25 protein-coding genes and 2 pseudogenes are annotated in these 26,316 nt (G+C 62.9%); 11 read left to right on the forward strand and 16 right to left on the reverse strand.

The window, feature by feature from the left end:
• Positions 1-58 precede the first annotated feature (58 nt).
• From QN397_RS03855 to QN397_RS03875, 5 genes and pseudogenes are all read right to left on the reverse strand, one after another.
• Positions 59-1,258 (reverse strand): FAD-binding domain-containing protein, encoded by a 1,200-nt coding sequence (locus QN397_RS03855; RefSeq protein ID WP_323499598.1) that lies wholly within the window; start codon positions 1,256-1,258, stop codon positions 59-61.
• On the reverse strand, positions 1,245-2,816 hold the full coding sequence (locus tag QN397_RS03860) for a cryptochrome/photolyase family protein (RefSeq protein ID WP_323499597.1): 1,572 nt from the start codon (positions 2,814-2,816) through the stop codon (positions 1,245-1,247). Before QN397_RS03860 ends, QN397_RS03855 begins: the two co-directional genes overlap by 14 nt.
• 236 nt (positions 2,817-3,052) lie before the next feature.
• Positions 3,053-3,576 (reverse strand): annotated as a pseudogene (locus tag QN397_RS03865) (phenylalanine 4-monooxygenase); the annotation flags it as partial.
• 157 nt (positions 3,577-3,733) lie between these two features.
• Positions 3,734-4,567, reverse strand: a complete 834-nt coding sequence (locus QN397_RS03870) for a transporter substrate-binding domain-containing protein (RefSeq protein WP_323499596.1) — start codon at positions 4,565-4,567, stop codon at positions 3,734-3,736.
• A gap of 29 nt (positions 4,568-4,596) precedes the next feature.
• Positions 4,597-4,983: pseudogene (locus QN397_RS03875) on the reverse strand (4-hydroxyphenylpyruvate dioxygenase); the annotation flags it as partial.
• A gap of 112 nt (positions 4,984-5,095) precedes the next feature.
• Between QN397_RS03875 and QN397_RS03880 the strand changes: the two are divergent.
• From QN397_RS03880 to lnt, 3 genes are all read left to right on the forward strand, one after another.
• Positions 5,096-5,824 (forward strand): GNAT family N-acetyltransferase, encoded by a 729-nt coding sequence (locus QN397_RS03880; RefSeq protein WP_323495809.1) that lies wholly within the window; start codon positions 5,096-5,098, stop codon positions 5,822-5,824.
• An 86-nt stretch (positions 5,825-5,910) separates the two neighbouring features.
• Positions 5,911-6,789 (forward strand): HlyC/CorC family transporter, encoded by an 879-nt coding sequence (locus tag QN397_RS03885; RefSeq protein WP_187053183.1) that lies wholly within the window; start codon positions 5,911-5,913, stop codon positions 6,787-6,789.
• 7 nt (positions 6,790-6,796) lie between these two features.
• Positions 6,797-8,404: an apolipoprotein N-acyltransferase gene (lnt, locus tag QN397_RS03890; protein ID WP_323495808.1), complete on the forward strand. Its 1,608-nt coding sequence runs from the start codon at positions 6,797-6,799 to the stop codon at positions 8,402-8,404.
• On the opposite strand, the gene QN397_RS03895 is transcribed toward lnt, so the two are convergent.
• From QN397_RS03895 to QN397_RS03930, 8 genes are all read right to left on the reverse strand, one after another.
• Positions 8,383-8,865 carry a RidA family protein gene (locus tag QN397_RS03895; RefSeq protein ID WP_323495806.1) on the reverse strand — a complete coding sequence of 161 codons (483 nt, stop codon included), beginning with the start codon at positions 8,863-8,865 and terminating at the stop codon, positions 8,383-8,385. The genes lnt and QN397_RS03895 overlap by 22 nt on opposite strands.
• A gap of 5 nt (positions 8,866-8,870) precedes the next feature.
• Positions 8,871-10,232 (reverse strand): FAD-binding oxidoreductase, encoded by a 1,362-nt coding sequence (locus tag QN397_RS03900; protein WP_323495805.1) that lies wholly within the window; start codon positions 10,230-10,232, stop codon positions 8,871-8,873.
• Between the two features lie 10 nt (positions 10,233-10,242).
• On the reverse strand, positions 10,243-11,046 hold the full coding sequence (locus QN397_RS03905) for an ABC transporter permease (RefSeq protein WP_323495823.1): 804 nt from the start codon (positions 11,044-11,046) through the stop codon (positions 10,243-10,245).
• Positions 11,047-11,159: 113 nt separating this feature from the next.
• Positions 11,160-11,993 (reverse strand): ABC transporter ATP-binding protein, encoded by an 834-nt coding sequence (locus QN397_RS03910; protein WP_323495804.1) that lies wholly within the window; start codon positions 11,991-11,993, stop codon positions 11,160-11,162.
• 26 nt (positions 11,994-12,019) lie between these two features.
• A complete protein-coding gene (locus tag QN397_RS03915; RefSeq protein WP_323495802.1) occupies positions 12,020-13,024 on the reverse strand; it encodes an ABC transporter substrate-binding protein in 1,005 nt (334 codons plus the stop codon).
• Positions 13,025-13,091: 67 nt separating this feature from the next.
• On the reverse strand, positions 13,092-13,988 hold the full coding sequence (locus QN397_RS03920) for a creatininase family protein (protein WP_323495801.1): 897 nt from the start codon (positions 13,986-13,988) through the stop codon (positions 13,092-13,094).
• A 61-nt stretch (positions 13,989-14,049) separates the two neighbouring features.
• Positions 14,050-14,637 carry an NAD(P)H-dependent oxidoreductase gene (locus tag QN397_RS03925; protein WP_187053177.1) on the reverse strand — a complete coding sequence of 196 codons (588 nt, stop codon included), beginning with the start codon at positions 14,635-14,637 and terminating at the stop codon, positions 14,050-14,052.
• A gap of 116 nt (positions 14,638-14,753) precedes the next feature.
• Positions 14,754-15,392, reverse strand: a complete 639-nt coding sequence (locus QN397_RS03930; protein ID WP_416352149.1) for a TetR/AcrR family transcriptional regulator — start codon at positions 15,390-15,392, stop codon at positions 14,754-14,756.
• A 220-nt stretch (positions 15,393-15,612) separates the two neighbouring features.
• Here QN397_RS03930 and QN397_RS03935 point away from each other — a divergent pair, with 220 nt between their 5' ends.
• The 8 genes from QN397_RS03935 to QN397_RS03970 all read left to right on the forward strand — a co-directional run bounded on the left by QN397_RS03935 (position 15,613) and on the right by QN397_RS03970 (position 23,167).
• Complete coding sequence (locus QN397_RS03935) at positions 15,613-16,680, forward strand: type II asparaginase (RefSeq protein WP_323500157.1); 1,068 nt, start codon at positions 15,613-15,615, stop codon at positions 16,678-16,680.
• A 226-nt stretch (positions 16,681-16,906) separates the two neighbouring features.
• Positions 16,907-17,818 carry a glycine--tRNA ligase subunit alpha gene (glyQ, locus tag QN397_RS03940; protein ID WP_323495798.1) on the forward strand — a complete coding sequence of 304 codons (912 nt, stop codon included), beginning with the start codon at positions 16,907-16,909 and terminating at the stop codon, positions 17,816-17,818.
• A 3-nt stretch (positions 17,819-17,821) separates the two neighbouring features.
• Entirely contained in the window at positions 17,822-19,969 is a 2,148-nt protein-coding gene (gene glyS, locus QN397_RS03945) for a glycine--tRNA ligase subunit beta (protein WP_323495797.1), read from the forward strand.
• A 25-nt stretch (positions 19,970-19,994) separates the two neighbouring features.
• Entirely contained in the window at positions 19,995-20,327 is a 333-nt protein-coding gene (locus QN397_RS03950; RefSeq protein WP_323495796.1) for a hypothetical protein, read from the forward strand.
• Positions 20,324-20,857, forward strand: coding sequence for a DUF6036 family nucleotidyltransferase (locus tag QN397_RS03955; protein WP_323495795.1), 534 nt, complete (start codon positions 20,324-20,326; stop codon positions 20,855-20,857). Before QN397_RS03950 ends, QN397_RS03955 begins: the two co-directional genes overlap by 4 nt.
• Positions 20,854-21,435, forward strand: coding sequence for a D-glycero-beta-D-manno-heptose 1,7-bisphosphate 7-phosphatase (gmhB, locus tag QN397_RS03960; RefSeq protein WP_323495794.1), 582 nt, complete (start codon positions 20,854-20,856; stop codon positions 21,433-21,435). The genes QN397_RS03955 and gmhB overlap by 4 nt, the downstream gene beginning before the upstream one ends.
• The gene (locus QN397_RS03965) at positions 21,435-22,187 is read left to right on the forward strand and encodes a lysophospholipid acyltransferase family protein (RefSeq protein WP_323495793.1); all 753 of its coding nucleotides are present in this window, start codon (positions 21,435-21,437) and stop codon (positions 22,185-22,187) included. Before gmhB ends, QN397_RS03965 begins: the two co-directional genes overlap by 1 nt.
• 11 nt (positions 22,188-22,198) lie before the next feature.
• Positions 22,199-23,167, forward strand: a complete 969-nt coding sequence (locus tag QN397_RS03970) for a SprT family zinc-dependent metalloprotease (RefSeq protein ID WP_323495792.1) — start codon at positions 22,199-22,201, stop codon at positions 23,165-23,167.
• A gap of 9 nt (positions 23,168-23,176) precedes the next feature.
• Here QN397_RS03970 and QN397_RS03975 read toward each other — a convergent pair whose 3' ends face one another.
• The 3 genes from QN397_RS03975 to QN397_RS03985 all read right to left on the reverse strand — a co-directional run bounded on the left by QN397_RS03975 (position 23,177) and on the right by QN397_RS03985 (position 26,314).
• On the reverse strand, positions 23,177-23,947 hold the full coding sequence (locus QN397_RS03975; RefSeq protein ID WP_323495791.1) for an SDR family oxidoreductase: 771 nt from the start codon (positions 23,945-23,947) through the stop codon (positions 23,177-23,179).
• 124 nt (positions 23,948-24,071) lie between these two features.
• On the reverse strand, positions 24,072-24,971 hold the full coding sequence (locus QN397_RS03980) for a pseudouridine synthase (RefSeq protein ID WP_323495790.1): 900 nt from the start codon (positions 24,969-24,971) through the stop codon (positions 24,072-24,074).
• Positions 24,968-26,314 carry a leucine-rich repeat-containing protein kinase family protein gene (locus QN397_RS03985; protein ID WP_323495789.1) on the reverse strand — a complete coding sequence of 449 codons (1,347 nt, stop codon included), beginning with the start codon at positions 26,312-26,314 and terminating at the stop codon, positions 24,968-24,970. Before QN397_RS03985 ends, QN397_RS03980 begins: the two co-directional genes overlap by 4 nt.
• Positions 26,315-26,316: the final 2 nt, after the last annotated feature.

Here is a 26,316-nt window from a genome sequence, read left to right on the forward strand (position 1 = left end):
CCAACCGAAAGGTTGGGCTTTTTTTTGTTCCGCGCTTTAGTCGATTTGAGAATGTCGGCTATCGAAGAGTCTTGAGACTGGTCCGTTTCCACCATTCAGAAAAGCTGCCGCAATAAACATCAACCGGGTCGAATAGGCACAGCGGCTGGTATGAAGAAGGTGGATTTGGCATTGATGCGCAAAGTCGCTCACGAAGACTTTCGAGCGCCGAGTCTGCGTGTGGGTCGCACTGCCAATGCACGGATTTGGCACTTTGCAGGGCGAGCGCCAAGTGTTCAACATCGCCCCACCAGAGATGCGCTGTTTGCTTCTTTAGTCCGCGTGTGACGAAGTCCCAACGCCGCTCGCTCCACGGTGACGCAGCATGAGAAACATAGAAGCCCACACCGATTCGCAGCGCACCCGCGGGCAGAGCGTGTGAGCTAACACCGAGCGACCAGGGATGCTGGAGCCAGACATCGCGTCCAGAGACTGTGGCGTTGTCGGGCGCTGACCAACCGGTGTGAGGTGGTGGTACCACCCGTCGAATTGGCTCAGCCATTCCTACCGTTGGGTTAGACAGCACATCCTCGGCGGAAATCGAGAGGGAGTCGCGGGCAATTTCGTTCAGTGCCTCGTAGCTGGTGTCCAGCACTGTGCCGGCGCTGTGCCAGTCCGCGGGAGCGTACTTCGCTACATTCTCGGCATTGAAAAGATAGGGTTTGCTGCTCCCGGTTCCCGCCACCCATTGCCAGCTGAGGTGGTTGCTGGCCAAGTCACCGTCCAGCAAGTGGCCCAACATCCATTGCGCACCAGTGTGCCAGTGCACTTTGCGGATGTGCACGAGGTAGCTGGACAGCCACATGCGGGCGTGATTGTGCAAGTAGCCCGTCCCGTACAGGGTGCGTACCGCTAGGTCGATCGCGGGGATACCGGTACGCGCCTGCGCCACATCAGCTGGAAAGTCGCGGCTGTAGACGTCATTGGGCAGCAGCCCGCCGTGCAGGGACAGGTGAATACCATCGCCCAGGTGAGCCCACACATGACGGTAATAGGCGCGCCAGCCGAGCTCGAAAACAAACTTGTGCCTGTTGTTCAAGGGGTGGTGCGCATTCACGGCCGCAAATACATCGGCCAAGTTCAGAAAGCCGTGGGTCAGGTAAGGCGAGAGTCGGGTGACCGCGCCCTCCAGTGCGTTGCGTGTGCGCGCGTAGTCGTCAGGCCTCACACCCGCGAGCCGCGTGTGCGCCGCATCCAACGTCGGTTCAAAGCTGGGCATTGCGATGTGCTGTAGCTTGGCTTTCTATGGCTACTCGAGCAGGTAGGTCCAGCCGTGCGAGATTCTTGAGCTGCATCGCCATACGCGGATTCTTTTTCAGTAAGACCTCGTGGCGGATTAGAAAATCCCAGTACAGCGTGGTGTACGGGCAAGCGTTATCGCCAGTCGACTGCGCGGGGTCGTACTTGCACCCCTTGCAGTGGTTGCTCATTCGCTGAATGTATTTGCCGGTGGCCACATAGGGCTTGCTGGCCATCAACCCACCATCAGCAAACTGGCTCATACCCAGCGTGTTCGGTAACTCGACCCATTCCACTGCATCGACATACACGCTCAGGTACCAAGCATGTACCGCCTGTGGCTTAACTCCAAAAAGCAGCGCGTACAGGCCCGTCACCATTAGGCGCTGAATGTGGTGCGAGTAACCGTGTTCCAACGTCTGACCTATGGCGTCTTTCAGGCACGCCATCTCTGTTTCGCCGGTCCAGTACCAGGCTGGCAAGTCGCCTTGGGCATTCAATGCGTTGCGCTCGACGTAGTCGGGCATCTGCGTCCAGTAAACACCACGCACAAACTCACGCCAGCCCAGAATTTGCCGAACGAAACCCTCCACCGCGGCCAACGGTGCGTGACCAGAACGCCAGGCATCTTCGGCCGCTTGCACCACCTCGCGCGCGTTTAAAAGCTTGAGGTTGAGTGCGCTGCTGAGGTGGGAGTGATAAAGCCAGGCCTCGCCGGCCCAGATGGCGTCTTCGTATTGGCCGAACAGCGGAAGCCGCTTCGAAATAAACGTCTGCAGTGCCTGCAGAGCTTGGATTCGCGTGACTGGCCAGCCAAAACTTATGAGCGTACCCGGGTGACTTGCGAACCGGGTGTTGACCAAATCGATCACTTCCTGCGTGGTGATGTCCGGCTCGAAGCGTGTGGGCGGTGGTACGTTTTGCGGCCCCGCCTTTCCGAAAGACTCACGATTGTCCGCATCGAAGTTCCACTGACCACCCACGGGTTTCGAGCCCTCCATCAAGATGCCGTTCTTGTGTCGCAGTTCGCGGTACCAGTACTCGAGTCGCAGCTGCTTTCGATCTTTAGCGTGAGCGGCAAAGTCCCGTACAGTGCTGAAAAAATGCGTGTCGTCACGCAACTCCAGAGGCAACTGGTGTTGGGCTGCAATGGCGCGAATGCTTTGCAGCACCCGCCAGTCCCCCGGGGCAGTCAAGACCAGTCCAGCGGGCCTGACTTGTTTGATCGCTCGATCGATCTCGAGTGTCAGCGTGCCCAAATTGTCAGCGTCGTCGAGGCGGGTGTAGTGCATGGGCAGTCCTTGCCCGCGAAGGTGATCGGCGAAGTGGCGCATCGCGCTCAAAAACACCGTAATACGCTGTTTGGCAGACCAGACATGGGTCGACTCCTCCGCTACCTCGGCCATCCAGATAAGGTCTTGCAATGGATCGAAGCCTTCCAAGGCAGAAGATTCTTGATCTAATTGGTCACCTAACATAATGACGAGATGGCGAATGCTGCCAGTCAGGGACGCCTGGCGCCGTTTGGTCTTAGCCATGGGTCTTTCTTTTCGCTTGTTGGACTTTGCAAGCATCCACGCGCCATGTGAGTCGGGCCGTCTTGCGCGACAAAGCGTAGCCCAAAGGTATCCATGTGAAAGCTGAGCAGGGAGCTTGCCCTTGGAAACCGCAGTCTTTCACCGAGTTTTTAAACAGACTCAGCGGAGTTGGTTTTTACTCGGAAGTAAAGGCATCTCGATGGTCGTAACCGCCCGCAGATCTTCTGGGAAGCCGCTTAGAAAGTCCGGGAGTCAGGGCCGATATTGCTCTTGGCAGGCAGCACACCCGCGTCGATGTCCGACCGGGCCATCAGCGCGGCGCACAGCGGCGTGAAGTCTGGTGCGGTAGGTTCAAACAGTTGCGCAAAGCTGTCGATGACAAAGTAGTTGGCCTGGTAGGTATCGATCTTGCAGCGCGTCCGCGGGGCGCGCACCAGATCGAGTGGTAACCGATAGGGCGCTTGACTGCGTACTTCATGCTTGCGTTCGCCAACGAACTCAGGACGCCCGCGCTGTACGGTCGCAATCCTTCCGGCTGCCCAATAAGCCCGCACTCCACCGTGTACCAATAAAGCCGCGCCAACATCTCGCACGCACCAAGCGAGTGAGCCTTTAGTCCGTCTTCGCCCTAACGCTGAACGTAGTCGGTAAAGGCCGGGTCGGACAGCATTGGCACGTGCCCGAACCAATCGTGGAACACATCGGGCTCGACGATGTAGTCGAGCTCTTCTGGCTTTCGAATCCAGTCGATCACCGGGAACAAGTGACAGCAGTACAGCGATAAAAGGCATCACAAGACTAGCCCGGGGACACGTGTAGCCGCGCACACAGCACCGGCGCGCGCGTAGTCACCCCCCGGGCGGCCGATCCGACGCGCCGTACACCGCGGGCGTCGCAACAAAGGTCGAAATCCCCGTTCATTTGAGCCAGCGGTCCATCACTCGCTGAAACTCGCCGCCGGCTTGCGACAAGTGCAGCCACTGATCGACATACGACTTGAACGCCACATCATCGCGCGGCAGCATCCAGCCCATCTCGCCGTACTGCAACGGCTTGTCTGCATTGACGGCACACAGTCCCGGCTTGAGCTTTTGCTGCGTCAGCGCTTCGGCTGATTCAGTAACGAACACGTCAGCACGATTCGACAGGAGCTCGTCAAAGATCGTGACGTTCTCGCCATGCAAGATCAACTTGGCCTGCTTGAAGTTGGCGCGAGCAAAGCGCTCGTTGCTGCCGCCCGGATTGAAGATCACACGCACCGAGGTTTTGTCAATGTCGGCAACCGTCTGGTACTTGGCGACATCCACGCAACGCGCGATCGGCACCTTGCCATTGACCATGTATGGCGCGCTAAAAAATGCGCGCTTTTGGCGCTCCGTGGTCACAGACACACCGCCGACAGCAATGTCGCACTTGCCCGCCGACAGGTCGGGCAGCAGATTGGCCCACGTCGTCTTGATCCATTCCGGCTTCGCGCCCAGGCTCGCACTGAAGCTCGCCATCAGGTCGACATCGATGCCCTCGTAACTGGCATCTGCCTTCTGGAAGCTGAAAGGCTTGTAGTCTCCCGGCGTGCAAATCCGCAGCGTGGCAGCCTTTTGCACGGCATCCAGATGTGACTGCAAAGAAAATGCAGACGGGGACTGCACCGCTGTGACCGGCACCGGCGTTGTCATACAACCGGCCAACAATACGGCCGCCGCAGTCGATCCCACGATCAATGCCAATCGATTCAAAAACACAGGACGCATGCCGAACCCCAAGAGAGTGAAGAGTGCGTTTATTGTGCTGCGCGCAACACGCCACGGCGCATCTGGACGAGCTCAATGCGCTCAAAAAACGCTTTGAAGTTGCCGTTGCCAAAGCCTTCATCACCCTTGCGCTGAATGAATTCGAAGAAGATCGGACCCAGCTGGTCCTCGCTGAAGATCCGCAGCAACAAAGCGTCTTTCTTGCCGTCGATCAGGATTTTTCGACACTTCAGCTCCACCACGCTTTCGCCATGCTCAGGAATCCGCTTGTCGACCAGCGTCACGCCCTTGCCGCGCAAGGCATCGACGATCTTGTAAAGATCGTCCAAACCCATCGCGATGTGCTGGACGCTTTCACCCCGGTACGTGTCCAGGTACGCCTGAATCTGGTCGGCTTGTTCCCTCCCCTCTTCGCTATGACAACGGTTGGTTGCGTCCGTGCCACGGGCGTTGGTCCTTATCCACTAAATAACGAAGCCGAAAGACCCGTGGGCTTGTCTGCTAAGGGAAAACCCTTAAATTCGGGAAATGATGAACGCCAAGGCCCTATTAAAAGCCTCGCTCGGCGTCGGCTCTTTCTTGAAGGCGCCGATGGTTGAAGCGCAGCCCCGCTCCGTTACGGCGCCCCAGCCTGTACTGGTGCCGATTCGTGCGATTGGTCCCGGCGAGCGCGTGCGCATCGCGACGCATCTGCTTGCCCTCGAGCAGCACGATCGTTACTTGCGCTTTGGTTATTCGGCCTCCGACGAGCAAGTGCAGCGCTACGTCGACGGATTGGACTTCGAGCGCGACGAATTGTTCGGCATCTACAACCGTCGACTCGAACTCATCGCCATGGCCCATGTGGCCTTCGCGCCAGCCGGACAACTGAGCGACTGCGCCGAATTCGGCGTGTCGGTCTCGCGCCATGCACGCAGCCGCGGCTACGGCGCGCGATTGTTCGAGCGCGCGATGGTCACGGCCCGCAACGAAGGCGTCGGCGCACTTTTCATCCATGCGCTCAGCGAAAACGCGGCCATGCTCAAGATCGCGCGCAATGCCGGCGCCACGGTGGTTCGCAGCGGCTCCGAGTCGGAGGCTCACCTGCAGCTGCCGGCTGCTACGTTCGATAGCCGAATGAGCGAGATCGCGCTCGACCACTTTGCCGAAGTCGACTTCCAACTCAAGACGCGCGCCAAGCAGTTTTGGGGATTTCTTGCAGGCGTGCAGGAAATCCGGCGTGGCGTTCGCGACGCGCGTGACCGCACGGCGCAGTGAATCTCTGGTGATCGCGCTGTCACGGCGATACCGGGCGCGCGCTACATCCGGTTATCCTTGTCCTTCCCTAACTCCGCCCCGCCGCAGTGGCCGACCCTCACTCTGAACGCGTCCCCGTCGAACGGGAAGACAAACGCAGTTTTCTGCAAAAGCTCGCCGAGTTCATCCATCCCGGACCGGACTCCCGCGACGAGCTGATCGAAACGCTCGCAGATGCCGAAGACAACGACGTCATAGGCGCAGAGTCGCGCGTGATGCTCGAAGGTGTCCTGCGCATGGCCGACATGACCGCTGGTGACGTGATGGTGGCCGCACCTCGCATGGACCTCGTCAACATCGACGCGCCCTACGACACGCTGTTGCACGTCGTCATCGACACAGCGCACTCGCGTTTTCCGGTGTACGAGGGCGAAAAAGAAAACATCATCGGCATCCTGCTCGCGAAAGATCTGCTCAAGCTGCAGCGTGCGCCGGGTCTCAACATTCGCGCCTTGCTGCGGCCCGCCACCTTCGTGCCCGAGAGCAAGGGCTTGAACGATTTGCTGCGCGAATTTCGCGGTAACCGCAATCATCTGGCGATCACCATCGACGAGTTCGGCCGTGTGGCCGGACTCATCACGATTGAAGACGTGTTGGAGCAAATCGTCGGCGAGATCGAAGACGAATTCGATATCGCCGAAGACGAAGGCGACATCTTCGGTCTGGCAGACCACACCTACCGTGTGAGCGGCGACACGCCCATCGAGCGCGTTGCCGAAGCCTTTGGCATCACCTTCGACGAAGAGCAGCTCAGCGAAGACTTCGACACCATCGGCGGCCTGGTCGCGCACGAGATGGGCCACGTGCCGAAGCGCGGCGAGCATCACGCACTCGGCGGGTTCGACTTCGTGGTGCTGCACACCAAGGGCGGCGCCGTGCGCTGGTTCAAGGTCTCACCGGCGCGTGGCAACGGCGCGTCGGATTGAACCTGCCTTGAAGACGCTCTTGCGAGGGCTGGGCTTCGCCGCCGCCGGGCTCGCTCAGTCGCTGTCGATTGCCGCGCCGTGGAGCGGTCAACCGCTGTGGTCTCTGCAGCTTGTTCCAATGGTTTTTCTGGTGTGGCAGCTCGATGCGATCCGCACCGGCAGCGCATCGAAGTCCGCACATCACGCTTTCGGGTTCGGCTGGCTCTTTGCCACGGCCTGGCTTTGCGGCACGTTCTGGTGGCTTTTCATTTCGCTGCACACCTACGGCGGTCTGGCTGCGCCGCTGGCCGTGAGCGCCGTGTTGGCGCTGGCAGCGGCGCTCGCGCTTTACTACGCGCTGGCATGCGGCCTGTTCGTCCGATTTGCGCCGGTCAATCGGTTCGCAGCGGCTGTGCTTTTCGCCTCGCTCTGGACCGCGGCCGAATTGCTTCGCGGCAGCTGGTTCACCGGGTTCCCGTGGGGAGCCATTGGCTATGCGCATGTCGACGGACCGTTGGCCGTGGCCGCTCCGTGGGTCGGCGTCTATGGCGTCGGGGCGATTGCCGCTGCGCTCGCAGCAGCGGTCGCCTCCGCCATGACCGTCATCACAACCGCTACCGTCGGCACGAAGCCGCTGGGTCGCTTGACCTTTCGACGATTTGCGCCGCTCGTGTCCGCCGTTGCTGTTCTGATCGCCGCCTGGGCGCTGGGCGCCTCACGAGACGCCGTCGACACGCCGGAACTGGCTCGCGGCAAGCTCGATGTCGCGCTGCTCCAGGGGAACATCCCGCAAGACGAGAAGTTCGTCCCGGGCGGTGGCGTCGCGACAGCGCTGCGCTGGTACGGCGAACAGCTCAATGACCCGAAAGCCTCGCTCACCATCACGCCCGAAACGGCAATCCCGTTGTTGCCCTCGCAGTTGCCACCGGGCTACCTCGAATCGATCGCCGCGCGGTACGCCACCGGCACACGGGCAGCCATCGTGGGCCTGCCGATCGGCAACGGCACCACCTACAGCAATGCAGTGCTCGGGTTTCAGCCGGGTGCGTCCGCCACGTATCGCTACGACAAGCATCACCTCGTGCCGTTCGGCGAATTCGTGCCATCGATATTCCGCTGGTTCACCGACCTGATGAACATCCCACTGGGCGATTTCAGGAGTGGCGGGCTCGCGCAGCCGCCGTTCGTCTGGCAAGGCCAGCGCATCGCGCCCAACATTTGCTACGAAGACTTGTTCGGCGACGAGATCGGCGCGAACTTTCGTGACGCCGGCAATGCGCCGACCATCCTGCTCAACGTCAGCAACATCGCGTGGTTCGGCGATTCGGTTGCTATCGACGAACACCTGTCGATTTCGCGGATGCGCGCGCTCGAGTTCCAGCGGCCGATGGTGCGTGCGACCAACACCGGCGCCACGGTGGTCATCGACCACCGTGGCCGCGTTGCGCAATCGCTGCCGCGCCTCACGCGCGGCGTGCTGCTCGCCGAGGTCGAAGGACGTGGCGGCATTACACCCTATGCGTGGTGGGTGTCCCGCTTCGGACTCTGGCCGCTCTGGGGACTGTCGCTGCTGATGGTCGCCTGCACGATCGTGCTGCACCGCCGTCGCGGCAGTCAGCGCGGCAACGGCAAATAGGCGGTCGCCTCGACCTCGATCACCAGCGCGTCTCCCGGCAAGAAGCGCGATACCTCCACAACGGTGCTCACCGGCGGCGCACCCGGATAGAACAGTCCGCGCACGCGGTTGTAGGCGGGGTAGTGGCGAATGTCGCGAAAGTACTGCACCAGCTTCACCACGTCGGCCATCGTGCCGCCATGTTCGATGGCCAGCTGGCGGATGCGCTCGAGCACGAACCAGCTCTGCGCGACGATAGGCGCTTCGTAGACGTCGACCGACATCTGGCCGGTCACATAGCCGAGCGGCCGCAGGGCGTCACGCGCGGCTTCGGGAATGTCGTCGTAAGAGGTGACGGCCTGACGCCGCGCAGGGTCGACCGCAACCACGCCGCTCATAAAGACGAAATCGCCCACGCGCCTGGCCGCGGCGTAATTGGCCATCGGCGCACCCATCGTCGCGCTCGCTGTCGTATCGATCATGACGCTCACCGGGGCACCACTGGCCAGTCGCGCAGTTTGCCCGGATTGAGCAGACCATGCGGGTCGAAGCGGTTTTTCATGGCGATGATCTCAGGCGGCAAAGCGCCCCCTGCCTTGCCGTCTTCGACGATGAAGGTGTGAGGGTTGTTGATGCGTACACCGCGTTCCCGATGTATGCGGATGATTTCGTCCAGCCGCTCTTCGTTGGTGAACCGAACCAGTTGCAGCGCGCTGCAGGCGATCAGCCCGTCCAGGTTGCGCAGAAATTCGACATGCATCAGTACCTCGCCGCCGAGCAGGTGCTCCATCTCTGTGATCTGCTCGACCTGCTTGCCGGGCACGAAACTGCTTTGAATATAGGTCAGCGTCTTGTCGACCTTGAGCGCATGCAGCGTGGTGTGGTTCCAGGTGAACTCCATCAGGGTGCGATTGCTTTTTTGCACTTCGGCCGCGCTCTTGCGATACGTGATCGAGCCGGCGTGCAGGGCGGCAAGTTCGTGCATCGCTTCTTCGCTTGATTCGGCGACGAGCGACAGCACCGCGTGGCAGCCCTTCGGCAAATACTCGGCCAACTGCGTCAGATAGTCGGGTATGGGGCTGGCAAAGAAGGCCACTTCGCGCTTGACGATGCCGGGCGCATGCGCCAGTGCATTGCCAAACGCCAACGCCTTGTCGAAGTCTGAAAAAGTGACCAGCGTTTCGAGCCAGGCGTGTACTGGCGCCAAGCCGACTTCGAGCTCGAGCACCAGGCCGTTGGTGCCCCACAGATGGTGCATTCGCATCGCCTCGGCGCCACGCAGCTCGATGATTTGCGGTTCGGCCTCGATCGTCATCGCCCGCACGCCGAGAACGTTGCCCGGCGCCCCGAAAGGGCCGTAATTGATCGAGCCGATGCCGCCGAAGCCACCGCCGAAGAGACCTCCGAGCGTGGCGCTGCGATAGGTCGACGGGATGCAGCGCAGTTCCTGTCCGGTCGGGCGAGTGTGTTTTTCGAGCTCGCCGAGCCGCATCCCGGCCTGCGCCCGAGCGACGCCCGGCCGCACCCACTGCAGCGCGTTGTAGCTCGTCATGTCGAGCACGACGCCGCCGGCCAGTGGCGTGGTCTGGCCGTAGTTGCCGGTACCGCTCCCGCGAATCGTGATCGGCACGTTGCGTTGCACGCAGGCGCTCACCACGGCGCGCAATTCGTCTTCGGTACGCGGCCGCACCACGGCATCGGCGCGCTTGTCCTTCAGCTGGCGGTTCAGCACCGGGCTGAACCAGGCGAAGTCTTGCGACAGGCGCGCGACGCGGCTCTCGTCGGTGATCCAGTCGAGTTCGGGCAGTGCGAGCAGCAGTTGTTCGACAGCGGAAACAGGAGCGTTCATGGTCGTCATTTCAATCTTGAGAAAGTTCGCTGGCGTGCCATGAGCCCAGCGCCAGCTTGCTGAGCCAGGCCATCAGGGCGAACAGCGCCACGCCAGTCAGCGAGATCAGCAGCAGCGCGGCGAACATGCGCGGAATGTTGAGCTGAAAGCCAGCCTGAAGAATTTGGTAAGCCAGCCCTGCACCCGAGCCGCCGGTGCCTGCGACGAACTCCGCCACCACGGCGCCGATGAGCGCGAGACCGCTGGAGATGCGCAAGCCGCCAAAAAAGTACGGCAGTGCGCTCGGAATGCGTAACCGCACCAGTTGCTGCCAGCGCGTCGCCCGATTCAGCTTGAAGTAGCTCTGCAGATCGGGGTCGATGCTGCGCAAGCCGAGCGTCGTGTTGGCGATGATGGGAAACAGCGCCACGAGGGCCGCGCATACCGTCATCGCCGCGGTCGGGTTCTTGACCCAGATGATGATGAGGGGCGCTACCGCCACGATCGGCGTCACCTGCAGCAACACCGCATACGGGAACAGCGCGGTCTCGATTCGCTTGCTCTGCACAAACAGAAACGAGATCAGAACGCCCGCAATGGTCGCCACGATAAAAGATAGCACCGTGATCTTCAACGTGACCAGCAGCGCCATGCCGAGCGGCACCCAGTCGTGCACCAGCGTCTGCATCATGAGGAACGGCGAGGGCACCAGATAGGCCGGCAGCTCCATCGCCGTCACGAGCCATTGCCAGAGCGCGACCAGCACCACGCCCACCAGCAACGGATAGAACACCCGCTGCACCCGCGGTTGCCGGAGCAGGGGCACGTGCCGCAGCGGCACCGCCTTGCGAGCGGGTGCTGCGGGGCCCGCCCGCAAGGTCGGCGACGCGGCGGCAGCCGGAGCCAGCGTGGTCTTGCCCGCAGTCGAAGACTCGCTGATGACCGCGCTCATGGCGCCAGCTCCTCGTGCGCCTGGCTGGCACGCAGCAAGCTGTCTTGCAGTCGCTTGGCGTGACGGCTGAACTGTGGCGACACCATGAAGTCGGCATTGCGCGGATAGGGCTCGTCGATCTCGAACTGTTCCACTACCCGTCCTGGCCGTGCCGCCATCATGATCACGCGGCTCGACAGAAACACCGCCTCGTGGATCGAGTGCGTGACGAAGATCACCGTGAGCTTTTTCTTGCGCCACAGCTCGAGCAGATCGGCATCGAGGCGGTGCCGCGTGATCTCGTCCAGCGCGCCGAAGGGCTCGTCCATCAGCAGGAGGTCGGGCTGCGTGACCAGGCCGCGCGCGATCGACACGCGCATCTGCATGCCGCCCGAAAGTGCCCTCGGCAACGCGCCGGCAAACTTGTCGAGGCCGACCAGCGCGAGCGCCTCGGTCACCCGGCCGTCTGCTTCCTTGCGCGACACGCCCGCCAGGTCGAGCGGCAGCCGCACATTGGTCTGCACGCTGGCCCAGGGCATGAGCGTCGGCGCCTGAAACACGAAAGCCATCTTGCGGCCGCTCGCATCGATTTGCGCCACCGGCTTACGCCAGACCAGCAAGCGACCGTCACTGGGCTCGAGCATGCCCGCCACCATCTTCAGCAGCGTGCTCTTGCCGCAACCCGACGGTCCGAGCAGGGTCACGAACTCGCCCTCGGCGATCGTCAGGTCGACCGGCAACAACGCTTGCGTGCCGTTCGGATACGTCTTTTCGGCGGACAGGATTTCCACCGCCGGTACCTCAGTCGGTACTGCAGTCGTTACCGCTGCCGCTTCAGCTGTAGAGGACATGTCTTTCATTGCCGCACGCGTCCCGTTCAGGGAAGCACCTTGGCATCCTTGACGAAACTGGTGGTGTACGTCTTCGACAGTTCGACCTTGGTCGGGTCGAGCAACTTGGTGCTGACCAGGAAGTCGTAGCTCGCCTTGGCGCGCACGTCGGTTATCACGCCGATGCCCATCGTGGCTGCATCACCACCGGTGACCATCCCCATTTCCTTGAGCTTGGCCACGCTGTAGGCGAGCTGGTCGTCGGTCATGTTGGGGTTGTCTTTCTTGATGAGCGCATTGGCAGGTGCCGGATCGGCGAGGTAGCTTTTCCACCCTTCGGCGGAGGCCTTGACGAAGGCGGCGACCTGCTTGCTGCGGTCCTTCACCGTCTTTTCCATGCACGACACGGTGGTCGCATAGGCGGGAAATCCGAAGTCGCTGAACATCAGAACGGTGCTCTTCACGCCTGCCTTCTGAATGGCGTACGGCTCGGAGGTCAGGTAACCCTGCTGGGCCGTGTTCTTGTCGGCCACGAAGGGCTGAATGTTGAATGTGTAAGGTCGGGTCTGCTCGTCGGTGAGGCCGAACTTGGTCTTGAGCCACGGCCAGTAGCCGCGGTTGGCCTGCGCGCCGATCAGGAGGGTCTTGCCCTTCAGGTCTTCGAACTTCTTGACGTCCTCGTGCGCGATCAGCACCTGCGGGTCCTTCTGAAAGAAGGCTGCGACATTGACCACCGGCACGCCGCCTTCGCGCGTCTGCATCATCTGGATGTCGCTGGAACCCATGATGCAGTCGGCCTGGCCGGCCGCCATCATCTGCGTGATGTTGACCTGCGGGCCGCCCATCTTGATGGTCACGTCCAGCCCGTACTTCTTGTAGGTGCCTTCCGCCACCGCCTGGTAGAAGCCGCCATGCTCGGCCTGTGCGAACCAGTTGGTCATATAGGTGAACGGTTCGGTGGCCTGCGCCTGCGCGGGATTGGCAAAGCCGCAGACAGCCAGCGCGATGGCGCCGGCGAGCGATGCGGAACGGAAAACAATTTGCTTACGCATGGTGTGAACCTCTCGAGCGTGGAAAAAAAGCGGACTTGAAGCGAATCTGCAATGCAAGGAATGCGCCTCAGAGCGCGTGAGCGAGCGGCGCAGCGGAAGGTGCCATCGACGGAGGCGTCGACTGAATGAAGCCCTGCTCGTGGCCGCGGCCCCAGGTCGCCTCTTCGCGCACCACCCAGCGCAATGCGTACAGCTCGGTGAGCGCCTGCACCCAACTTGCCGCCAGCGTGTCGAGAATCTCTTCACCTTGCTCCCGGGTGGCGCTGGTCGGGTCGCCGATCACGCCGCTCGGGCCGAAGTCGCGCGCGGTCCAGGCGCAGGCCGGACGGCCATCGGGCGACAGGAGCTTGATGGGGAAGGGCGGCGGGTAATTGGCCGCCGCATGTTCCATGTGCACGGTGTCGGGCGCCAACGCCAGCATCAACGCTGTTTCGGAATGACCGGCGTGCATCGACAGCCGCTTTTCCTGGTCGCTGATCTGCTTGCTCGACGCATTGGGCAGGCGTGACACGCCGTGCGGAACCACCACGAAGTCGCCATGGCGCAAGCGCAGTTCGCGCGCTGCCATTTCCAGCACTTGCGGCTGGCCGCCGTGGCCGTTGGCGAACAGCAGCTTGCGAAAACCGGAGCGGTACACCGACTCGCCGATCTCGGTCACCGTGGCGAGCAGCGTCGGGCCCGTCAGCGTCATGGTGCCGGGAAAGTGAAGGTGCTCTTCCGACTTGCCATAGGTGATGGTGGGCAGCGCGAAGGCGCGCACCTCGGCGGGCAGGCGCTCCAGCGCCTTGCCCATCACGCCCGACGAGATCACGCTGTCGACCGAGCAGGGCAGGTGCGGCCCGTGCTGCTCGATGGCGCCGCAAGGCAGCACGATGACCGTGTTCTCGCGGTCCGGCAGCGCATTGATCTGGGTCCAGCTCAGGTAGGGCAGGAAGCGATGGGGAGGGATGTAGCCGTGCAGCATGGTGACTGTCCTGGTGTCGAAAATTTGAAGAAGGGCGTGCGATCTCGGAACGTTGCAAGCCTCAGGCGAAGCGAGCCATAGCGCTGCCGACCCGCGCCATGAAGCGCTTGAGTTGAGGCTCGGTCGCCACGTTCATGTGGTAGTGGGCGTGGTAGTCGATGCGTGCCTGCTGGCCGGTCAGCCGCTTCATGTAGCGCGTGACGATCCTGCGTGGCGGATCGCCCATGTACCATGCGACCCAGCGAGGCCGTCCGTAAGTCACGACGGCCGAAATCCGCTTGATGTGGGTCAGCATCGGCTTCACGTTGGCCGGATCGCTGATGTCGAAGGCCACTCCCGGCATGAAGAGCCGGTCGAAGTAACCCTTCAGCATGGCCGGCAGACCAAAGCACCAGGTCGGGAAACAGAAAACGATGGCCTCGGCCCACTGCAGTCGCTCGACGTAGCGCTTGAGCGGCAATTGGTTGCTCGGCACCTCGTGATAGCCGAGTCGCTCTTCGCGCGACAACACCGGATCGAACCGCTCGGCATACAGATCGCAGTCATCGACTTCGTGCCCGCCTGCGCGCAGATTCTTCAGAACCTCCTGGTGCAGGGCCGCATGAAAGCTGGTTTCGACTGGGTGGCAATAGACGACAAGCACGCGCATGGTGAATTTGACCGATTAATCAGAGCAATCGGTCAGGTTTACGCAAACACCGTGCCAGGATGGGCGCACCGAAGCGGGGCAAGCGCCGGGCTGACGAGCCCCCAAGTCCCGGGGCTTTAAGTCTCGTTCAGGCCGCAACCGTGCAAGACGAACGCCACCAGCTCGCGCGCGATCGGCTCCCGATCGATCGGCGCATCTGGCGGCAGGCCCAGCATCACGCGCGTTTGCAGTGCGTAGTCGGCATAGCTTTGAGTCATCGCCCAGATGTGCATCAGCAGCAGCCGTGCATCGAGTGGGCGCATCTGGCCGCGTGCGATCCAGCCGTTGATGATGTCGACCTTTTTTTGCGTCCAGGCCCGGGCGTTGGGCCAGTAGCGATCGAGATTGCGCCCGCCATCGAGCACCTCGCGCGTGAAGATGCGCGAGATTTCCGGATTGTCGAAGGCGTGGTCGAGCTTCTTGCGGATGTAGTCGCCGAGCACCGGCCCCGGGTCCTTGGCATGGTCCTCGAAAGCGAACACCACCTTCCAGTCGTGCAGCACCTGCATCAACAGCTCTTCGTACAACTCTTCCTTGCCGGCGATGTAGTAATGCAACTGGGGCTTGGTCAGCCCGGCGCGCGCCGCGATGGCTTGCGTCGACGTGCCCTTGAGTCCGTGCAGGCTGAACTCGGCCACCGCCGCTCCGCGAATCGCCGACATGATCCGCTCGCGTCCCGGCCGCGCACGCGACAGCGGGCCTTCGGGCGCAGGCATCTGCTGCGTGCCGACGGCGGTTGAATTGGCAATTTCCGGGTTCATGGGGATGGTGGCTGCGGCCTGACCTCGGCGATGGTAAACCCTCGATCGATCGGTCGGTGCCACGCATGACGGCATGCGACGCCGGCATGGGCCGCGCGCGCCATCGGCACGCTTTCCCTATCGCTTTGGCCGTCAAATCTGCTTCGCAACCCTGCAACGTCCAAGGAGCCAACTCATGTACCTGTCTTCCCGAATTCGTGCCTTCGCGGCCGGCACTGCGCTGCTCGCCGCCAGCGCGCTTGTCCAGGCCCAGGCACTCCCCAACGTCGTGATACTCGCCACCGGCGGCACCATCGCCGGGGCGGGTGCATCGGCCGTCAACAGCGCGACCTACGCGGCGGCCAAGGTCGGCGTCGACAAGCTCATCGCCGGTTTGCCGGAACTGTCGAAGATCGCCAATGTTCGTGGCGAACAGGTCTTCCAGGTGGCTTCCGAAAGCCTCACCAACGAGAACCTGGTCACGCTCGCCAAGCGCGTGTCGGCGCTGTCCAAGCAAGCCGATGTCGATGGCATCGTCATCACGCACGGCACCGACACGGTGGAAGAAACGGCGTACTTCCTGACGCTGACCGTCCACACCAACAAGCCGATCGTGATGGTCGCCTCGATGCGTCCGTGCACCGCGCTGTCGGCCGATGGCGCGCTCAACCTGTACGACGCAGTCAGCGTGGCGGGCAGCAAGGACGCGATGGGCAAGGGCGTGTTGCTGACCATGAACGACAGCATCGAAAGCGGTCGTGACGTCAGCAAGAACTTCAACATCAAGCCGAGCGCTTTCGTCAGCCAATGGGGCTCGCTCGGCATGGTGGTCGAAGGCAAGAACTACTGGTTCCGCGCGCCGGTCAAGCGCCACACGATGAACTCCGAGTTCGACATCGACGCCATCACGACGATCCCCAATGTCGAGATCGCCATGGGTTACGAAGGCGTGTCGCCGACCGCCATCGAGGCGCTCGGGAAGAGCGGAATCAAGGCGCTGATCCACGGCGGTCCGGGCAACGGCTCGGTGGCCGATCGCATCGTGCCGTACCTGCAGAAGGTGCGCTCCGACGGCATCGTCGTGATCCGCTCTTCGCGCGTGCCCGATGGCTTCGTGATCCGCAATGCCGAGCAGCCGGACGACAAGTACGACTGGGTCGTCGCGCACGACCTGCGCCCGCAGAAGGCGCGCATCCTGGCGATGGTGGCAATGACCAAGACCACGGACACCAAGGAATTGCAGCGCATCTTCTGGGAGTATTAGCTCGCCCCCCAGGTTGCTGTGCACTTCGTGTCACAGCGCCCACTCCCCTGACCGGGGGCGACACCAGCAGTCCGGCGAAGCCGGTCCTGCGGTGTCTTTGACAAATGCGGGATGGACGAAGCCGTAGCGCAACTGCGCTGCGGCTTTTTGCTTGGCGGGCGCGGTTTGGCCCGGCCCGTAAAATCTGTGGCTGCTTGCGCAACCGCGCGGGGCGCCTCGGTTCTACATGCTGACCTTCCAACAAATCATTCTCAAACTGCAGTCGTACTGGGCCGACCAGGGCTGTGCGTTGCTTCAGCCGCTCGACATGGAAGTCGGTGCCGGTACCTCGCACACCGCCACGTTTTTGCGGGCGCTCGGGCCGGAGCCATGGAAGGCCGCGTACGTGCAGCCGAGCCGGCGGCCGAAGGACGGTCGATACGGCGAAAACCCGAATCGGCTGCAGCACTATTACCAGTACCAGGTCGTGCTGAAGCCGGCCCCGTCGAACATCCTCGAGCTGTACTTGGGCTCGCTGACCGCTCTCGGCTTCGACCTGAAAAAAAACGACATTCGCTTCGTCGAGGACGATTGGGAAAACCCGACGCTCGGTGCCTGGGGCCTGGGCTGGGAGGTCTGGCTCAACGGCATGGAGGTGACGCAGTTCACCTACTTCCAGCAGGTCGGCGGCATCGACTGCAAGCCGATCACCGGCGAGATCACCTATGGGCTGGAGCGGCTTGCGATGTACCTGCAAGGCGTCGACAACGTCTACAACCTGACATGGACCGATGGCTTGACCTACGGCGATGTTTACAAGCAGAACGAGGTCGAACAGTCGACCTATAACTTCGAGCACAGCGACGCGGACTTTTTGTTCACCGCATTCGACGCGCACGAAAAGCAGGCGAAACATCTGATGACCGAACAGCTCGCGCTGCCGGCTTACGAGCAAGTACTCAAAGCCGCACACAGCTTTAATTTGCTCGACGCGCGCGGCGCCATCAGCGTGACCGAACGCGCGGCCTACATCGGCCGCATTCGCAACCTCGCGCGCAGCGTGGCGCAGAGTTATTACGAGAGTCGCGAGCGTCTCGGTTTTCCGATGGCGCCGCGCGAATGGGTCGCGCAGATGCCCGTCCTGAAGAAGGCGGCCTGAGCAATGAGTGCTGACAACAAACGCAATCTGCTCGTCGAACTGTTCGTCGAGGAGCTGCCGCCGAAAGTATTGAAGAAGCTTGGCGATGCGTTCGCAGGCGTGCTGCGCGATCAACTGGTCTTGCAGGGCTTGGCGGAGGCAGCTTCGACCCTGACGGCTTACGCCTCGCCGCGCCGCCTTGCTGCGCATTTGACGCAGGTGGCCGCGGTGGCCGCCGACAAGGCTGTCTCGCAGAAGCTGATGCCGGTCGCGGTCGGCATCGATGCCGCGGGCAATGCCACACCGGCCCTGCTGAAGCGCCTCGCCGCGTTGGGCGCCGACGCGTCTGCCGTGGCGGGATTGAAGCGCGCGGTCGACGGCAAGGCCGAAGCGCTGTTCTACGAAAGCACCGCCAAAGGTGCGAGCCTGGCCGAAGGTCTGCAAAAGGCACTGGCCGAAGCGATCGCCAAGCTGCCGATCCCCAAGGTCATGAGCTACCAGCTAAAAGAAGGCAGCGCGATGCCCGGCTGGACCAGCGTCAGCTTCGTGCGCCCCGCGCATGGACTGGTGGCGTTGCACGGCGCGGATGTGGTCGCCATAGAAGCGCTCGGCCTCAAGTCCGGTCGCGACACGCATGGCCATCGCTTCGAAGCCTCGGCCGATCCGGTTGTCTTGCGTGATGCCGACAGCTATGCGCAACAGTTGGCCGAAGAAGGCGCGGTCATCGCCGGCTTCGACCAGCGCCGCGCCGAGATCGAGCGACAACTCGCCGCAGCGGCCGTCAAGGTCGGCAGCGACTCGGTGCCGATCGACGACGATGCGCTGCTCGATGAAGTGACGGCCCTGGTCGAGCGGCCGAACGTGCTGGTCTGCAGCTTCGAGCCGGAGTTTCTCGACGTACCGCAAGAGTGCCTCATCCTCACGATGAAGGCCAACCAGAAGTACTTTCCGCTGCTCGATGGCGCCGGCAAGTTGACGAACAAGTTTCTCGTCGTCAGCAACATCAGCCCGGACGACACGAGCGCGGTGGTGCAAGGCAACGAGCGCGTGATTCGCCCGCGCCTGGCCGACGCCAAGTTCTTCTTCGACCAGGATCGCAAGAAATCACTGGCGTCGCGCGTCGAGTCGCTGGGCAAGGTGATCTATCACAACAAGCTCGGGACGCAGGGCGAGCGAGTCGTGCGCGTAATGCAGATCGCGGAGGGCATCGCCCAGCTGCTCGCTGCATCGACCGGCGACGCCACGCTGCCGGCGCGCGCGGTGCAGGCCGCCCAATTGGCCAAGGCCGATCTGGTCACCGACATGGTCGGCGAGTTCCCCGAGTTGCAAGGCACGATGGGGCGCTATTACGCGCTGCACGACGGACTCGACGCATCGGTGGCAGACGCCATCGAAGACCACTACAAGCCGCGCTTCGCCGGCGACACTTTGCCGCGTGGCGATGTGGGCGTGGTGGTCGCGTTGGCGGACAAGCTGGAGACGTTGGTCGGCATGTTCGGGATCGGTAATTTGCCAACGGGTGATCGCGATCCGTTCGCGCTGCGGCGGCATGCGTTGGGTGTCGGACGCATGTTGGTCGAGCGCGCATTGCCGTTGCACTTCTACGAATTGACGCGGCTCGCATTCGCTGCATTCAAGCCCGGCTTGCTCGAGGACCGATCGGTCGAGTTGGACCAATTCATCATCGAACGGCTCAAGGGCTACTTCAGGGATGAAGGCTATACGGCGGTCGAAGTCGACGCCGCGCTGCACGCGCACAAGCTCGGCGAGTGGTCGACCATTCCCGCTCGACTCGCCGCCGTCCGCTCCTTCGCCGCGCTGCCTGAGGCCCCCGCACTTGCCGCCGCCAACAAGCGCATCGGCAACATCCTGAAGAAGGCGCCCGACGCAGACGCGCACGTCAGCGAGTTGTTGCTGCAGGAGCCCGCAGAAAAGGCGCTCTACGCCGCCATGGCAAACGTTGTCCCGGCAGCCAACGCCCAGTTCGATGCAGGCGACTACACCGCGTCATTGCAGACGCTGGCCGCGCTGCGCGCGCCGGTCGATGCCTTCTTCGACGGCGTGATGGTCAACGCCGAGCAAGCCGACCTGCGCCTCAACCGGCTCGGCCTGTTGAAGTCGTTGCACGAGGCAATGAACCGGGTGGCGCAACTGGAACGGCTGGCGGCGTAAGGCCGAGCGCTCGATAATCGTCTCGATGAACCGCCAACTGCAACTCGACCACTTTTCGCTCGCTTTGCACAGGCGGGCCATCGATGCGTTGCGCGCCGATCCGACGTTGAACGCCCGTGTCCGGCAAACTTTGACGCGCTGGCGCTCACAGGCCGGCGAAACACGCTCGGATGCTCTGTGGTCCGAATGGGAACAACTGCTGTCTGACGAGCCGGATGCATTGGCGCGGGCCGCTTTGTCGGAAACCGATCACGGGCAGCTCATGCGAAGTGTTTCTCCGCTGGGCGTGCTTGTAACGCAGCGCGAGCGCACCGCGTTGCTTTCGCAGTCGCGCGGATATGTAGCGCTGTCGCAATGAAGCTGGAAGAACTCCAACATGTCCTCCGGGCTGCGGCCGCTATCACGCAAGAGAACTCACTGGTGGTGGTCGGGAGCCAGGCGATCTTGCTGCTGCTGGACGAGCCGCCGGCGGCCTTGCTGATTTCACGCGAGGTAGACCTTTACCCTGCCATGCATCCGGAGCGTGCCGACCTGATCGACGGCGCGATCGGCATGCATTCGAGCTTTCATGAAACCTTCGGCTATTTCGCCGACGGTGTCGGGCCAGAGACTGCTGTGATGCCTGCGGACTGGATGAAAAGGGCAAGCCTTCATTACATCGGCGAGGTCACCGCGACTTGCCCGGACCTTCACGATCTGGCGCTATCCAAATGCGTCGCCGGTCGCGAGAAGGACGCTGACTTCGTTCGCGAACTTCCGAGAAGCGATTTGCTTTCGGCCGTGATCCTTAAAGAGCGTCTCTCACTGCTCGACAGCGCCAAATATCCTCTTGAACACATCGGCGTCTGGATCAACCGACGCCACAGCGAGGCGAAAGCCAATCCATGAAACTCGTCATCCTCGACCGCAACGGCACCATCAACGTGAACCGCGACGACTTCGTCAAGAGCGACGTCGAATGGACGCCGCTGCCCGGCGCGCTCGAAGCGGTGGCGCGACTCAACCACGCTGGGTGGCATGTGGTGATCGCATCGAACCAGTCGGGCCTGGGGCGCGGTCTGTTCGACGTGGCGTCGCTCAACCTGATGCACGCCAAGATGCACAAGATGCTGGCCAGTGTCGGCGGTCGTGTCGATGCGGTTTTCTATTGCCCGCACAGCCCGGACGAGAACTGCAATTGCCGCAAGCCCAAGGCGGGTCTGTTCCGGCAAATCGGCGACCGCTACGGCGTCGACCTGGCCAACGTGCCGACTTGCGGCGACAGCCTGCGCGATCTGCAAGCCGGCGCGTCGGTCGGCTGCGAACCACACCTGGTGTTGACCGGCATGGGCGCTGCGTGCCGCGGCGTCGAACTGCCGCCGGAGTACCCGGCCAAAACGATGGTGCACGACGATCTCGCCGCCTTCGTAGACTTCCTGCTGGTGCGCGAAGCGAAGAAGCAGGCTGAACTGCAGGTGGCGATCTGATGGCTTTCGTTCGCTCCCTGCTTCATGCCCTCTGGATGCTGGTCACCGTGGTCCCCTGGGGCATCATCATGTGCGTCAGCTCGCTTTGGAAACGCGGCATTCCACTGTACTGGATGGCCGAGCGCTGGCTGCGTTGGGCGATCGGCGGAGCGCGGGTTTTGCTCGGCATTCGCACCCGCGTCACCGGCATGGAAAACCTGCCGACCGATCAGCTTGCCGGCGCCGTGCTGCTGGTCAAGCACCAGTCGACGCTCGAGACGTTTTTGATGCCGACGCTGATGCCGCATCCGCTCGCCTTCGTGTTCAAGAAGGAACTGATCTACGTGCCATTTTTCGGCTGGGCGATGGCGCGGCTCGACATGATCCACATCGATCGGAGCCAGAAGACGCAGGCCTTCAACAAGGTCGTGAGCCAAGGGCGTGTGCTGTTGGCACAAGGCATCTGGATCATCATGTTCCCGGAAGGCACGCGCATTCCGCGAGGCCAGAAGGGTACCTACAAAAACGGCGGTACGCGACTCGCTTGCGAGACTGGCGTTCCAGTCATTCCGGTGGCCGTCACCTCGGCCAGGGTATGGCCGCGCAAGGCCTTCATCAAGCGGCCCGGCATCGTCGATGTGTCGATCGGCCCGGCGATTCCGAGCGTCGGCCGCAAGCCCGACGAGCTGATGCGCGAGGTCGAGGCCTGGATCGAATCCGAGATGCGTCGGCTCGACCCGGAAGCGTACGCCGCAGCCGTAGCCGCCGCCTGACAAGAACCTCCATGCGCGGCCTCCTGCAGTTCACGCTCGATTTGTTCAACGTGCCCGAGGCGGACGTCGATCTGGTTGTCGATGACTTGCCGCCAACCCAAGCGCCGAAGCTGCAGCAGTCCACACCGTTGCTTCCACTGTCGCAGTCGCAGTCGCCGTCGAACTCGGTGCCACACGCACCGGTCGCTCCCTCTGTGCCGCTCAAGGACGTGTTGTCCCACGCCCGTTTCATTCACCCCCGTGCCACGCGCGAAGTGGTAGTCGGCCATGCGCGCGTCGGCTACGAGTTCACCCGTGGCAAGCGCGGCACCATCGGTTTCGTGGTCGGCGCCGAGGGACTGTCGGTGCGCGCCCCGCGCTGGGTCACGCTGCGCGATGTCGATGCGGCTGTGCTGGAAAAAGCCGACTGGATCGTCCGCAAGCTGGCTGAAACGCAAGAGCGTCACGCGCGCGTCGAAGCTTCGCGCATCGAATGGAAAGACGGTGCGACCTTTCCGTTTCTAGGCGAGCCTGTTGTGGTGCAACTCGATCCGCGCCACGGCTTCAAAGGTGTGGGCGCCGTGCTCGATGCGGAACTCGATGCGAACGGCGCGCGAACTTTGCGTCTCGCGGTGGCAAACAACGCCAATCCGGATCAGATCCGCGACGCGGCGCAAGCGTGGCTCACGCGCCAGGCGCGCCGCCTGTTCACCGAGCGCCTCGATGCCTACGCGCCGAAGCTCGGTGTGCGGTGGAAAAAGCTGTCACTGTCGAATGCTGCGACAAGATGGGGCAGCGCCAGCAGCGACGGTTCGATCCGCCTGAACTGGCGCCTCATCCATTTCCGCCTGCCCGTGATCGACTACGTGGTCGCGCACGAGCTGAGTCATCTGCGCGTGATGGACCACAGCCAGCGCTTCTGGGAGACGGTCGAGAGCGTCATGCCCGACTACCAGCAGCTTCGTCGGCACCTCAAAGACGAGACGATCCCTCGTCTTTAGCGCCTATGGCTACCGGGCGTGAGTGACGCCGCCGTCGACGACGAGGGTCGATCCCATCACGTAGTCGCCCGCGCGCGAGGCCAGATAAATCGCAGCGCCCGCCATGTCTTCCGGCGTGCCGATGCGACCGGCCGGGATGCGCCCCTTCACCTCGTCTCCGTGGTCACGCGCATCCTTGTTCATGTCCGATGCAAACGCGCCCGGCGCGATCGCGCTCACCACGATGCGGTCTTGAGCGAGCCGCAATGCCATGCGGCGCGTCAACTGGATCAGGCCGGCTTTGCTCGCCGCATACGAATACGTCTCCTGCGGGTTGACCGAAATGCCGTCGATCGACGCGATGTTGATCACCTTCGCCAAGTGGTCGGTCGCAGCCTTCTTCAGCATCGGTGTCAGGGCCTGCGTCAGAAAGAACGGCGCCTTCAGGTTGAGATCGACCACCTTGTCCCAGCCGCTCTCCGGGAACTCGTCATAAGGCGCGCCCCAGGCAGCGCCGGCGTTGTTGACCAGGATGTCGAGCGAACTTTCATGCTTGGCGTAGGCATCGACCAGCGCCTGCGCGCCGGCCAGCGTCGACACATCGGCGGGCAGCGAAATGCAGGTGCCGAAGGCCGAAAGCTCCTTGGCGGTCTGGTCGCAAGCCGCTGCTTTGCGCGCCGAGATATAGACGCGTGCGCCCTGAGCCAGATAGCCCTCGGCGATCATGCGGCCGATGCCGCGCGAGCCGCCGGTGATGAGCGCGGTGCGCCCTTTGAGCGAAAAGAGGTTGCTGGTGTCCATTGATGTCTCCTGAACTTGTTTGAAAAATTTGCCGGCAAAGCTTAGTGCGCGATGCGGCGCTGGCGCGTCACCTTGGCGCCAGAGCGCTCCCCCGAGACCCCGTTTCGGGCGTCGTTCTCGTCGTTCAAAGCGCCAGCGCGCGCGGGCTTTCGAAGCGTCGGGGCTCGCCAGTCACCGGATCGCGGAAGGCGACGGATTTCGCGAGCAGTTGCAGCGGTTTGTCGAAGTCGTCGCTGTCCGCCGGCATCAGCGTCGGGTAGATCGGGTCGCCGACGATCGGCACGCCCAGCGCCATGCAATGCACCCGTAGCTGGTGCTTGCGGCCGGTGACGGGGGCGAGGTCGAGCAAAGCGCGCTCGCCACGCACTTCGCGCAGTGATAGATGTGTCTCGGAATTCGGCTCGCCTTCGACTTCTTTCACGCGCATGAAGTGGTCGTCGTCGTCCACCAGCTGGCTGCGATACACGCTTGGCACCGATGCGCCTGCGGGCCACGTCACGATTGCCTCGTATCGCTTTTCGACCGCGCGATCGGCGAACAGGCTCGTGTACGCGGCGCGCGTCTGCGGCTGCACAGAGAACAACACCAGCCCCGCCGTGCCGCGGTCGATGCGGTGCAATGGCGCCAGATCGTCGATTCCCAGCTTGCGCTTGAGCCGGACCAGAAGGCTCTCTTGCAGGAACTTGCCGCCCGGCGTGACCGGCAAAAAGGGCGGCTTGTCGGCGACGACAAGGTGTTCGTCATGGAACAGCACCGCCTCGTCGAACGGAATACGGGGCTCTGCATCGAGCGTGCGGTAGTAGTAGACGCGCAGCGGTGCCTGGTAGTGCCGGTCGGCCGTGACTCGCTCTCCGTGCTCGTCGACGACGGTCCCGGCGTTCATTCGCCCGATCCATGTCGCGCGGTCGATGGCCGGAAAACGCTCGACCAGAAAGTCGGTGATGGTCGGCCACGGGCCGGTCGGCAAACCGACACAACTCGGGCCGACGCCGTCGCGCGTGGGCAGCGGTAGTGCGGGCTTCACATGCTCGCCCCGGCGAGTGCTGTTTCCAGTTCGCTGAACGACGGCCGCGCGCCGATGTCGGGCTGCAAGCAACGTGTTGCAAGCGTCTGCAAGCCGTCGGGCAAGGGGCCGGCCGCATCGCATCGTTCCGCCAGCTCTTCGAGCAGGCAGCCGAAGGCGCGCACCTCCAGTCGTTGCAGCGCGAGAGATTGCGCCACACCCAGACTGCCGGTCATGGCCGCTGCGCCGAAGTCGCCGAGCAGCGCCGTGCCATCAGCCTCGAACAGGATGTTGTGCGCGTACAGGTCGCCATGCACGATGCCGTGCGCGTGCAGATGCGCCATCGCCGACGCGATGCCCCGTGCCATCCGGTGCGCGGCCGGCAGCGACCACTTGGCATCTGGTGAATACACATCCCGCGTACAGGAAGCGAAGCTGGGGGGACCAGCGAGGTTGCGATACGCCGGATCTACCAGCGCCATCAGCAACCCGTCGGTGCCATCCGGGTGCCCGGTAATCTGCCCCTGTGCCGAAACGAGATTGGGGTGCGAGCCGGCGGCGAGCGAGGCGGCCATCTCGCTGTGCGGCCAGCCGTCGCTGGTGACTGCGCCCTTGAAGAGCTTGACCGCGACGGGTCGCTTTCGGTCGTTGCCTTCACCGTCGTTGCGCTCACCGTCTTGGCCGCCGAGCGCGGCCTGGTAGATCACGCCCGATGCGCCTTCACCGAGCTTGGCACCCAGCGCCAGGCGGCGCCAGTCGACCTGCGGGATGGCAGTGCTCGCCGCCACGTCATGCTCGGCACGCTCGCAGAATGGATTGCCGCTAACAGCCAGCCACGACAGGCGCGGCAGCGAGAGCAGCCACGACGGCACCGTCTCGAACGCATTGGCCGAGATGCGCAGCAGCTCCAGGTTTTGCAGCGACGCCATCGAATCGGGCAACGCGCTCAATCGGTTGCCCGCCAGCATCAGCTTCTGCATGCGGGCGCAGGCGCCGACCGAAGCGGGCAGTGCCTCGATCGCGTTGTCCGTCAGGATCAGCCAACGCAGCGAGGGGGGTAGCGCATGCGAGGGCACCTTTCGAATGCGGTTCGCCTTGAAGCCGACGATGTCGAGCTGACTGCATTGCCCGATCGATTCCGGCAACGTCGTGAAGCGGTTGTTCGAGCAGAAGAGCACCCGCAGCTTGTGCAGCCGCCCGAGGTCGTCGGGCAGCGAATCGAGCGCATTGCCCGACAGGTCGAGCACTTCGAGCGAATCGGCAAGCGCAAAAATCTCGCGCGGAAACTCGGTGAGTCCGCACGACAAAGCCAGCCGCTGCGCACCTGCCAGCCGGCCCGCGCGCAACTGAGCAAGCATGTCCATGC

This window comes from Variovorax sp. RTB1, from assembly GCF_035018765.1.
Lineage (GTDB): Bacteria > Pseudomonadota > Gammaproteobacteria > Burkholderiales > Burkholderiaceae_C > Variovorax.